7 protein-coding genes are annotated in these 12,530 nt (G+C 37.6%); 4 read left to right on the forward strand and 3 right to left on the reverse strand.

Translation table 11 applies throughout. The features are described 5' to 3' along the window. The first annotated feature begins 878 nt into the window (after positions 1-878). Together ACE1AT_RS14720 and ACE1AT_RS14725 are read left to right on the forward strand one after the other, a co-directional pair. Complete coding sequence (locus ACE1AT_RS14720) at positions 879-1,847, forward strand: terpene synthase (RefSeq protein ID WP_374869527.1); 969 nt, start codon at positions 879-881, stop codon at positions 1,845-1,847. Positions 1,848-1,947: 100 nt separating this feature from the next. Then, positions 1,948-3,351 carry a cytochrome P450 gene (locus tag ACE1AT_RS14725; protein ID WP_374869528.1) on the forward strand — a complete coding sequence of 468 codons (1,404 nt, stop codon included), beginning with the start codon at positions 1,948-1,950 and terminating at the stop codon, positions 3,349-3,351. A 12-nt stretch (positions 3,352-3,363) separates the two neighbouring features. Here ACE1AT_RS14725 and ACE1AT_RS14730 read toward each other — a convergent pair whose 3' ends face one another. Then, entirely contained in the window at positions 3,364-9,048 is a 5,685-nt protein-coding gene (locus ACE1AT_RS14730) for an AAA family ATPase (RefSeq protein ID WP_374869529.1), read from the reverse strand. A 237-nt stretch (positions 9,049-9,285) separates the two neighbouring features. Further along, on the reverse strand, positions 9,286-9,861 hold the full coding sequence (locus ACE1AT_RS14735) for a PleD family two-component system response regulator (RefSeq protein ID WP_374869531.1): 576 nt from the start codon (positions 9,859-9,861) through the stop codon (positions 9,286-9,288). Positions 9,862-10,177: 316 nt separating this feature from the next. Between ACE1AT_RS14735 and lipA the strand changes: the two genes are divergently transcribed. After that, a complete protein-coding gene (gene lipA / locus ACE1AT_RS14740; protein ID WP_374869533.1) occupies positions 10,178-11,059 on the forward strand; it encodes a lipoyl synthase in 882 nt (293 codons plus the stop codon). 231 nt (positions 11,060-11,290) lie between these two features. Next, a complete protein-coding gene (gene psaX / locus ACE1AT_RS14745; protein ID WP_016858731.1) occupies positions 11,291-11,437 on the forward strand; it encodes a photosystem I protein PsaX in 147 nt (48 codons plus the stop codon). A gap of 167 nt (positions 11,438-11,604) precedes the next feature. On the opposite strand, the gene ACE1AT_RS14750 is transcribed toward psaX, so the two are convergent. Beyond that, on the reverse strand, positions 11,605-12,471 hold the full coding sequence (locus ACE1AT_RS14750; RefSeq protein ID WP_374869535.1) for a branched-chain amino acid ABC transporter permease: 867 nt from the start codon (positions 12,469-12,471) through the stop codon (positions 11,605-11,607). Between the last annotated feature and the right edge of the window lie 59 nt (positions 12,472-12,530).

Here is a 12,530-nt window from a genome sequence, read left to right on the forward strand (position 1 = left end):
GTTACTCTGCGATCAGCCGCGCAGGGCGCGTCTACGTTCCTCAAACGCCAGGTGCTACAACTCTTGGGACCCCCGCAACGCACTGGCTCCCCAACCTACGCTAGTTTTAGTTTTTAGCCTTAACTGAACCGTATTGACTTAACATGGTTTGATTTATTACTACCGACTTACTTAAATATGAATATTTTAATCTAAATCATAAGTGATTAATAGCACATTGTATTTTTTGATTTAAATGAAGATTAATATTTCTAGGTATTTACGGATAGATTTCTAAGAAAAAATTAAACATTATGTTAATTAATGGTTTTAAGATAAAAAACATAGACAGTGTAGGCAACCTTCCCAAATTTTTGTTTCAATATTGTTTGATTTTTTGTTTGTCTAACTGATAGGTTTTTATCCCAAACTTCAATTTTTACAATCATTGGATGTTAATAATACCATCCTTTGTATTGGTTAGTTTTTAGTTTTGTATGTCTGCAAAATTTAATTGCATACCCCAGATAAAGCTTAGTTATACTATCAGCTTTGTTTAGTTTGTGTATCAGGAAAAAGCAGATACTGTGTAGATATATACATGCTACCAAATAATCATCTAATTTGATTTCAAGATACGTATTTAAACGCCTCTAAAAACATATAGCGCGGTTGATTGCAGATACAACCGCCCTTTGTAAACTTTAAGGATGAATTTTAGTCATCACTAGAGGCTTAAACTTGTTGTCTGAGAAATTAAATAAGTTTGCTATAGATATTTGGTAACAAAGTAAATTGTACTCATAGTTAGTACATACCAGTATTTCCTTCAATTTTTATACGCATATTGACTTATGGGGTCAAGTTGATCTGGTGTTTACTTGACTTGCAGAGTTTTTATGAATCAATTTACTTTACCTGAATTGTACTGCCCATTTCCATCTCAAATTAATAAGCATGTTGATGTTCTGGAAGATTATGCTCTCGAATGGGTGTTGCGCTTTAATCTTCTGGCAAATGAATCAAGTTATCAGCGCTTCTCTAAGTCAAAATTTTTTTTGCTAGCCGCAGGTGCTTACCCATATTGTGATTTGGAAGAATTGAAAATAGGAAACGACTGGTTAAGCTGGGTGTTTATTTGGGATGACCAATGTGATATATCAGAGCTAAAAAAACAACCAGAAGTACTCAAGCTTTTTCAGAAGAGATTTATTGAGATATTGAAAGGAAGAAAACTAACAAGCCAGGATATACCCATGAGCCATGCCTTAGCTGATTTACGAGAGCGGACGTTTCAAAGAGCAAGCGATAAATGGTTCAATTACTTTCTTCATTGCTTTATACAATACTGCCACGGTTGTGTAGAGGAAGCAACTATCCGTGCTCAGGGTATTGTGCCTGATATTGATACTTATATGATGTGCAGGAGATTAAGTGTAGGGGGGTATCTTTTTCTCACAGTCAGTGAATTCTGCAACAAGTTTATTCTCTGTAATGATTTACGAAGAAATGAAATCGTAAAAAGCTTACAAATAATGACAATTGATATTCTTGCTTGGTGTAATGATATTTTTTCAACTTTTAGGGAATTAAACAGCGGTGATGTTCACAATTTAGTATTAGTACAGCATTATCTACATCAAATACCTTTACAAACAGCCATTGAACGTGCAGCTAATATGCATGATGAAAAAGTAAAAGCCTTGATGTTTTTAGAATCGTCTATGTCATCTTTTGGACAAGAACTAGATATTGATTTGGCAAAATATATATCAATAATGCATGATTGGATTCAAAGCAACTGTCATTGGTCTTCTCTCACTAATCGTTACGAAAATACAGAAAAACTGGAGTTAGCGAACTATTAATTTATGTTGAAATTGAAATTTTTTACAAATTCATAATCTGATCTGTTCTGTAAGTTTTCTTACTTCTGAGACATCCTCTGAGCATAATTTTATTTTTGAGATGAAAAAGCAAACTCAACTGCCAAATACTCTCACAACTCCCTCTTTTATACAAAAACTTCAGTGGATTGCTGATCCAGTCAAATATATGGAAAATGCTGCACAGCAATATCCTGATATTTTTACCGCTAGAGTTGTTGGTTTTGGAGATACTATAGTATTCGTAAATCATCCGCAGGGAATCCAAGAAATATTCGCGAACGATAGAAAAAAGTTTGCAACTGTGGGTGAGATAAATAAAATTATGCAACCTTTTTTAGGAGACTATTCGCTGCTTATGCTGGATGGCGATCACCACAAAAGTCAGCGACAACTTTTAATGCCTCCTTTTCATGGGGAACGGATACGGGCTTATGGTGAGTTAATCAATAATCTTACCAAAAAAGTATTTAGTAAGTTACAGAAAGATTTACCCTTTTCGGCTCGTAACGTCATGCAGGAAATATCCCTGCTAGTCATCCTACAGGCTATCTTTGGCTTGTATGAGGGGGAACGTTGTCAAAAACTTCAGCATTTGCTGTCGTTATTTTTGGATGCTTTTCGATCTCCTATTATTTCTAGTATCTTCTTTTTCTCTTTTCTACAAAAAGATTTGGGAGCTTGGAGTCCTTGGGGAAATTTTTTGCGTCAAAGAGAACAAATCAATGAGCTACTCTACGCAGAAATAGCTGAACGGCGGGAGCATCCTGAAAAAGATCGCATTGATATTCTCTCATTACTAATGTCAGCTCGAGATGAAACAGGTAAACCAATAACAGACCAACAGTTGCGTGATGAGTTGATAACCCTTATTCTTGCGGGATATGAGACCACGGCATCAGCAATGGCGTGGGGATTATACTGGATTCACCATTTACCTGAAACACGTGAAAAACTGCTTCAAGAACTGGATAGCCTGGGTGATTCACCAGATTCTATGAGTATTTTCCGACTGCCTTATCTAACAGCTGTTTGTAATGAAACATTACGGATTTGCCCCGTAGTAATGTTTTCTTTTCCCAAGATAGTACAAGAAAACGTGAAAATATTGGGGTATCAATTAGAGTCTGGTACAGCAGTAGTCAGTTCTATTTATCTCACCCATCATCGGAAGGATTTATATCCACAACCTAAACAGTTTAAACCAGAACGTTTTCTTGAACGCCAGTTTTCTCCTTATGAATTTCTGCCTTTTGGTGGTGGTGTTCGTCGCTGTCTTGGCGAAGCATTGGCTTTATTTGAAATGAAGCTAGTATTAGCAACAATTTTGTCACGCTATCAACTGGCGCTCGTAGATAATCAACCTGAAAGACTTCAACGTCGAGGTTTTACTCTTGCGCCTGCTAGAGGAGTCAAGATGATGATTACAGGACAGCGTACAGATCGAGAATCTCTAATGACCATGGCAACTACATCCGCCCTGTAAATATAATCTTCTTTACTGTTGCATTGGAATCTCAATCACAAATTCAGTTCCCTCTCCTAGCGTAGAATAACAGACCAAATTACCCTTGTGTTTGTCTACAATAATTTGATAACTAATTGACAACCCTAATCCTGTACCACTTCCAACCGGTTTAGTAGTAAAGAATGGGTCAAAAATTTTCTGTTGCACTTCAGAATTTATGCCAAGGCCGTTATCAGCAATCCGAATTCTCAGAGTATGATCGTCTGCTACCTCAGTACGAATATGAATTGTAGGAATTAGAATTTGTTGGTTTTGGCTATTTCCTATTGCCCATTTCTGATTTCCATCATCCAATGCATCGATCGCATTACTCAAGATATTCATAAACACCTGATTTAACTGACCAGCATAACAAGTGACCTCTGGCAGTTCTCCATATTCTTTGATGACTTGTATCTCAGGACGATCATTATTTGCTTTAAGTTTGTGTTGCAAGATCATCAAAGTATTGTCGATGCCCTGATGGATATCTACAGGTTTCATATCGGCTTCATCTAAGCGAGAGAAGTTGCGTAGACCCAAAACAATATTGCGGATACGCGACGTTCCTACTTTCATAGAATCCAAAACTTTTGGCAAGTCTTGCACCAAGAAATCTAGGTCTATTTCTCCAGCTTTTTCAGCAACTTGAGCAGAGATATGGGGATATTCTTGCTGATAAATAGCAATCAACTCTAACAAATCTTGTACGTACTCTTGTGCATGAGTAATATTGCCATGAATAAAGTTGATGGGGTTATTGATTTCATGAGCAATCCCCGCTACCATTTGCCCCAAGCTAGACATTTTTTCACTTTGAATCAGCTGAGTTTGGGCGTTTTGCAAATCCACTATTGCTTGTTTTAAGCGTTGATTATTCTCGTTTAGTTCCTGTGTTCTGCGTTCAACTTTTTCTTCTAAAGTATGGCTATATTCCTCCAAGCTTTCTTTTGCTTGTGCCAAATTATTGTAGAGGATAGCATTCTCTAGAGAGATTGCGGCTTGGGTAGTAATTATTTGTAGAAGTTCTAGGCGATCGCGTGTAAATGCTCCTGTTGTCAAATTATTTTCTAGATACAAAATGCCAATAAATTTGCCCTGATTAATAATTGGAATACATAACAAGCTTTTGGGTCGCTCACGAAGAATATAGCGATCATTTGCTAGAAAATCTTCCAATTTTGCATCATCAACAACAAATCTTTCCTTTGTACGTTTGACATAATTAATCAAATTAATTGGAAGATCATAGCTACAAGAAAGGCTAATTGTAGGAAATTCTGTGTAAGTAGATGTCAAACTGGAATTAGAACTCATAACAGTAACAGTTAAGTCCAAGTCATCACCTGGATTTAGCATTAAAGCACATTTAGAAGCTCCTGCATTTTCCATTACTACTTTCATTAAAGTAGATAATAACTGCTCTAGTTCAATTTCTCCAGAAAGTGCTTGTGATGCTTTAATCACAGATGTCAAATCTAAAGAATCAGAAACACTTGTACCAGAGCTAATTAAAGTCTGATTACTGCTTTGAGTGGATAAAGTTGTGTGATGAGAAGAAGTACTTTTTTCACTAATGTATGGACTTAGTTTGTCTTGCTGAATAATCGGAGCAAGTAATTGGGGATAACGTTTGATCAAATCTTCAACTTTGGCTTTTGCTCCCCAGCGCATATAGCAATAATAGGCATCAGTGAGGTAGGTTTTAGCAATCTTCTGTTTTCCCCATTCTAAATAAAATCTAGCAGCAAGTTCGTTAGCAAGAGCTTCTTCATTGATATATTTATGTTCTTTGGCAAGAGCAATAGCACGATCATAAGAGTCAATTGCTTCAAGATATTCACCCAAAACCCGATGCTGTTCTGCCTCTACTAGATAAAATTTATGTAGATAATTCATTGGAGCATAATGCCCCCATTTCTGCATTTTTGTCTGATTAACTTTTATTCTATCGAGAATCCATTGTTGCTCCGGTTGGTTTGCGCCAGGATACACTGCTAGCTGAGTCAAGGAATCATAAAAATAGAAAAGAGGAACAACTAGCTGTCCTGTACCACACTCTAAATACTTTTCTACCTGGATAGAATTTTCAACTGCTTGAGAAAAATTCTGAAATATGTAACATAAATGTAATTTACTGAAATATAAATATAAAATTCCGACTCCGTCCTTGGCTTCAAGATGAATCGGCAGCATTTTTTCCTCGTCGTAAACTTCACCGATTAAACAACAGGGATTTTCAACAGTTTTTAGCAAGTTCAAGATAGTCTGCCGATAAATCGCGTTCCAGTTAAATACTGTTTTTTGCTTGATTTGAGAGATGGCATCACTGTAAGTTACCAGGTCTTGCTCAAGTGCTGTAAGTTCTTTACCAATGAAATATGAAAAGTAAGAGTAAGCGTTAAGACAATAGGCCGCAAATTCCAAATCTCCTGTTTCTAGACCCACAGAGTAACCTTCCAGTAAAGGTTTTAAACATTCCCTAGTCTGTTCTTTCCAATGCTGAATAGCTGTATTAGATATCAGCATGATCTTAGATTTAAGTTTTTTAATGTTGAACTTAACTAACAGACTTGAAGCCAGTTCCCCAAATTGATAACCAGACTCAATATCTCCCATTACTCCACAAAGTATTAACCCATAAGTGACATAGGCATAGGTAGAAAAGGGAGCATTGCCATATTTCACTGATAAATTAATCTGTTTAAGAGTCATCAGTAGAAATAGTTCAGGAACGACTTGATAGGTAAGACCCACTGCACTGGATAAAATACGCAAAATTGCCAGTGGTTGAATTTCTGTCATTTCAGGCAGGTCAATTAAATCTTCAATCCGCTTATCAGCTAGATTTAATGCTGTTTCTACCATTACTAGCTGGACATCAGATTGAGTAGCATTATCTGGAAATTCTACTCCCAATTTTTTCAAAACAGTTAACGCAGTATTAACTGCTTCCAATGGTTTGTTTTGCGCTCCATAGGCTTTAATTTTGACTTCATAAACTTTCACTTTTTCCAGCAGTGTTTTAGCTTGTGCTAAAACTATCTGGATAAATTGCTCCATCTTTTCAAAGTCACCAGCCAAGTATGCTACTTCTGCTGCTGTTTCATATAAAGATAGAGTCAGATCATATTTTCTTTCCCAGCTATTATCTTTTAATAATTCGATACCAGTAGTTAAATATTTTATTGCGGTTGCATATGCTGTGGATGCTAAAGCCCTACGTCCAGCAATTAAATTCATAGCAGCGAGTTCATCACTTTCCACCTGGTTGGTGATTAAATCTAGCGCTATATTGAACTGATTGACTAGAGCAAAAATATTTTCTTCTCTATCTTGAAGTGGAAATTTTTTCAATAACAGCTTTCCTATTTTGAGATGAATTGATTTTTTCTTCTCTTCAGGAATTAGTGAATAAGCAGCTTGTTGAACTCGATCATGGACAAATTTATATTTTGGTAATTGATTTTTGTTAATTGCTAATTGAGTCGATTGCCTAACATCATCTATTATTAATGATTTATCAGTATCTTCAATAAATAACTTGTACTCTTCAGTTTCAGGTATAACCAATCCTTCGTGTAAAGACGTCCATAGATCGGAAGCAGTGTCTATTGCATTCTTTTCATATACAATTGATAGTGTTTTAAGGTCAAATTGATTACCAATACACGCTGCTAATTTCAGCACTTCTTGGCTATGTCTCGGCAATTTTTCTAGTTGCATAGCCATAAACTCTACAACGTCATCTGTAAGTGACAACGTCATGATCTTTGAAAGATTATATTGCCAGTAACCAACATCAAAATGAAATTTAATTAGTTGTTCTGCATGTAAAGACTTCAGAAATTGATTGGTAAAGAATGGATTACCTTTAGTTTTGGCAAACACCATTTGAGTCAGAGGAATAGCCATTGCTTCAGTACAGTGCAGAGTATCAGCAATCAAGCGATTTAAATCACTCTGATTTAATGATTTTAGTGTAATGGTATGAATAATACCTCTAGTTTTTTCAATTTCGTTGAGTGTTAAATAGAGCGGATGTGTTCTAGAAACTTCATTATCTCGATATGCACCAATCAGCAATATACTTCCTTCATTAGTGCCTATTTCTTTTGATTCAAAGTCTTGTGTATCCTCTGACTTAGGTGAATACAAAACAGGAGAATGAATTGAAGTTGTCAGTAATTGGAGAAATTTTAAAGATGCAGCATCTGCCCATTGCAAGTCGTCCAAAAATATAACTAAGGGATGCTCTTTACTAGTAAAGACCTGAATAAATCTTTGAAATGATAAATTAAAACGATTTTCAGCAGCATTGCTAGACAGTTCGTCAACTGGAGGTTGCTTGCCAATTATTTGTTCTAGTTGAGGAATAACATTAATAATGACTTGAGCCTGATCCCCCAAAGCTGACAATATCTTCGCTTTCCATTGTTGAATTTCAACATCAGATTCTAACAACAATTGCCTGATTACATCTTGAAAAGCTTCTACCCATCCAGAAAAAGGAATATCGCGTTGAAACTGGTCAAATTTTCCTTTGATGAAGTAGCTACGCTGACGGACAATGGGTTTATGAACTTCGTTAACAACAGCAGTTTTACCCACACCAGGATCACCAACAACTAATATCATCTCTGCCTTTCTAGCAGAGGAAAAAGTCGCAATATCTTCAAAAGCAGCAAGTAAAACTTCCACTTCTCGTTGACGACCGTAGAGTTTTTCGGGAATGAGAAAACAGTTTGATATATCTCTAGTAGCTAATTCAAAGGAATCTATTTTATTAGTCTCTTGCCGCTGTTGTTTACATATTTCTAAGTCGTACTTTAAACCTAAAGCACTCTGATAGCGGTCTTCAGCATTTTTTGCCATTAGCTTGCTGATAATTTCAGACAAGATTGGTGGAATCTTAGAATTAATTTGGTTGGCTTTTGGTGCTTCTTTGGCAATATGAGAGTAAACTAACTCCATCGAGTCAGCAGCTATGAAGGGTAACTGTCCTGTGAGGAGTTCAAAGAAGGTGACACCGAGGGAATAAAAGTCGGTGCGGTAGTCAATCCCCCGATTCATTCGTCCAGTTTGTTCTGGAGAAATATAAGATAGCGTACCTTCTAAAACATTGGGATTGGTAAGACATTGAATCTCTCTTGGCAAAAGAGAGGCAATACTGAAATCAATTATTTTGATCTCTTTTGTGATGGGATTGATCAAAATATTGGCAGGTTTGATGTCTTTATGAATAACACGTTGACGATGTAATTGGTCAAGGATAGAAGCAATTTGAATGCCAATCTCAAGGAAATCAGTTAGAGGTAATTCAAAGTTATTAATATTGACAACCGTAGATATTTCTACGCTGTTTTTGCCTAGCCAATGTTGAAGCGAAATTCCGCCAAAATCTTCCATCACAATGGCATAGCCGTTGTGGTAATTTTCTAAACTATAAGTTTTAACTATGCCCGAAAAATTAAGTTTTTTAGTAATTATATATTGATTGCGAAATTGAGCAATTTCATTGAGGCTAGGGTACTCATTTCGCATCACTTTGATGATGACAGGCTGTTGATCTTGTTCTCTAATACCACGATAAACAATAGTTCTACTACCTAAGTAGATTTGCTCAGTAATGCAATAGCCAGGAAAGGAAATAACTCTATCTAATGGTAATAACATTTTTTAGTTGATTCTGATGATAGGACCCATAAATTTAGTATTCCCACTGGTCTATTACTGCTATCATCTACTTTCATCAAATCATGTATATTTTGTGCAATATATTAAGGAAACTCAGACATCGATTATACATATACAAAATTAAAAATTCTATATATGAATAATAATTATTCAAGCAAAAAAGCCTGCTTAGGCAGGCTAGTGGCTCTAAATAGGAGCATAAAAGTTCAATTAATACTACTTAATTTTCTGTTTTACAAAGGTTACAACCTGAGCTAATTGTTTCTTCAAAGCATCTATTTCCGCTTGCATTTTGACAATTTTTTCATTTAACGCCTGAATCTCATTAGCTGAGGAAGTAATGCTGAGATCAGGACTTGCTGTTACATTGTTTTCAGCAGTAGATGCTGCTACTGGTGTCTGTTCTGGACGCGGCTGTTTAGCTTTTGTCATGGCTGACTTAATTGCGCCAATAAGTTGCTTTTGATCAAAAGGCTTACCGAGAAATTCAAAATTTTCAAATGGTTCTGAGATTTTCTCTGTAACCTCTTCCTTGCGACCAGACATGATCACCAGAGGAATTTTCCTGAGATCGGGTTGAGATTGAATCTGCTGAAAAACTTCCCAGCCACTCATTTTTGGCAACAGGAAATCCAACATAATCAAGCTGAGTTTTTCCTGGCGGATTAAATTCAGTCCTTCTAGACCGTCTTTTGCTTCCAATACATCGAAGTTACCCGGAGGTAACATTTCTCGTACTTTTACCCGGACAACTGTAGTGTCATCGATAACTAGAACTTTGTTACTTACCACGACTGCTTGCTCTAACAGAAACTTTAGGTTTTGATAGTGTTTTTACTGCCTTACGGCTCTGAGTTCTCCCACTATACTCAATATTTATCTTGATTGGGGGATAGTATTTTCATGGAGAAGTATTGACTTTTCAAAGTGTTTTAACTAACTTCGGCTGTTGTGATTTGTAATTTGTGTCATGGTGATAAAAGTAGACTTTTTGCAGAAATCGGGAAAGGGGGAAAGGGTAACGCTTAAAGGGATAAAAACTTCCTTTCTTCATTTACCCTTTATCTTTGCCCCGATTTAACTAAACCTCCTGAATTTTTTGGATGTCATGACCTCATCTAGAACAAATCAACTCAAGTCTGAAATTGCTGCTATGCCAACGTGGTTACGTCGCCCAATTGGCAAAGCTAGTGAACTCTCGACGGTACAACGCATTATCAAGCAGCGTCAGATTCATACTATTTGTGAAGAAGGACGTTGTCCGAATCGAGGGGAGTGTTACGCCCAAAAAACTGCGACTTTTTTACTTATGGGGCCAACTTGCACTAGGTCTTGTGCTTTTTGTCAAGTAGATAAAGGTCATGCACCTATGCCTCTAGACCCAGAGGAACCGAAAAAGGTGGCAGAAGCTGTGCAACTATTGGGACTACGTTATGTAGTGCTGACTTCTGTAGCCCGTGATGATTTACCTGATCAAGGCGCTGGTTGGTTTGTGAAAACAATGGAAGCGATTCACCAAGTCAAGCCAGAGACTCAAATTGAGGTGTTGACTCCAGATTTTTATGGAGAACAGCAACGTATAGCTGCGATCGCCAACAAAAAGCCAGCTTGTTATAACCATAATATCGAGACAGTACGACGGTTAACTGGGCCAGTACGCCGAGGCGCAAAGTACGATCGCTCGCTTTTAGTTTTACAAATTGTCAAAGAAATCGACCCCACTATCCCCACCAAATCCGGTTTGATGCTAGGACACGGAGAAACTGTCCAAGAAATCATCGAAACCATGACAGAACTGCGCCAAGTCGGATGCGATCGCTTGACAATTGGGCAGTATATGCGTCCTTCATTAGAACATTTACCAGTGCAAAAATACTGGACACCAACAGAATTTGACGAATTGGGTGCGATCGCCAAACAAATGGGATTTAGCCACGTTCGTTCCGGTCCTCTGGTTCGTAGTTCCTATCATGCTGGGGAAGAAGAGTAGGGCATCGGGTATTGGGCATTGGTCATGAATCAGTTAACAGTCTAATTTTGATAACTGATAACTGATAACTGATAACTGATAACTGATAACTGATAAGTCCCCCTTGTCTCCCGATCCCCTTTCCCCTTTCCCCGATCTACCCAAAATCACGAAAATATTTTTAACGAAAGTGGCAAATAGGGACATCTGTTTGGTATTTCTGAAGAAGTCCTTAAGTTAGGAGTTCATCCGATGGCTAAAGCAGATACTACAGCAGATTTACCCGTAGCTAAATCAACAGCAGCTAAACCCCCCTACCCATTTCGTACGGGTTGGGCGTTGGCGCTTTTAGCTCTCAATCTCCTTGTAGCTGCCTATTACTTCCATATCATTGAATAATTAAGCGGCTCAACTGGGAAAGGGGATCGGGGATCGGGGAAAGGGAGACAAGGGAGACACGGGGACACGGGGAATATTTTTGATAAATTCTCCCCTCCCTTGTCTTTTACTCTCCCTTGTCACCGCGTCTCTTCCCAATCCCCAATCCCCAATCCCCAATCCCCAAATCAGATCGTGCCTCGGAACAAACCTTTGGGACGAATGAGCAGCACTAAAATCATAATTAACAGGGCTACACCTTGTTTATACTGAGAACCAAGCAAAGGTGTACTTACTTCTTGGACAATGCCGATAATAAAAGCAGCAGCGATCGCACCGTAAGGATTACCAATTCCGCCGAGAATTACTGAAGCAAACAAAGGTAATATTAAAAACCAACCCATGTTAGGTCGTACAGCTTCACTTAGCCCTAACATGCTTCCACCTAAAGAAGTCAAGCTACCTGCTATCACCCAAGTCCACAATACAACCTGGTCAACATTGATACCAGAAACTCGTGCTAAGTCAATATCATCAGCAACGGCTCGCATTGCTTTACCGATTTTCGTATTTTGTAGGAGGTAATGCAGAGCCAAAATGACTAATATTGCTAAAACAACCACCAACAGCTTGACTTGAGGTATCTTGATTCCCCAAAAGTCTAAAGCTTGAGCAATTGGTACATTGTATTTTTGATTGCTACCACCCCAGAAAAAGATAATGCCATTGCGAAGGAATAGAGCTAGCCCAATGGAAATAATAATAAAGGTGGTGGAAGTAGCCCGAATCGAACGCATTCTTGACCACAGCAATTTTTCTGACAATAGCATAGCAGCAACAGTCCCTACTGCTGCTAGTATCATTGACAGCCAAATATTTATGCCAGTGGAATTGACAAGCAATGTTAAATAAGCACCGAGAGTGAGAAAGTCACCATGGGCAAAATTGGACAACCGTAAAATCCCATAAGTGAGAGTAAGTCCGACTGCACCCAAAGCGATAATACTGCCTACCGAGATCCCGTTGACGATTAATTGAATTAGTTGTGCATTCATAGCGTTATTTTTGTTTTAAGCAATTACAGCATAAAAGTTTCATCAAAAAAATCTTGTAT

Origin of the sequence: Pelatocladus sp. BLCC-F211 (assembly GCF_041928655.1) — a bacterium.
In the GTDB taxonomy this organism is placed as follows: domain Bacteria; phylum Cyanobacteriota; class Cyanobacteriia; order Cyanobacteriales; family Nostocaceae; genus Pelatocladus.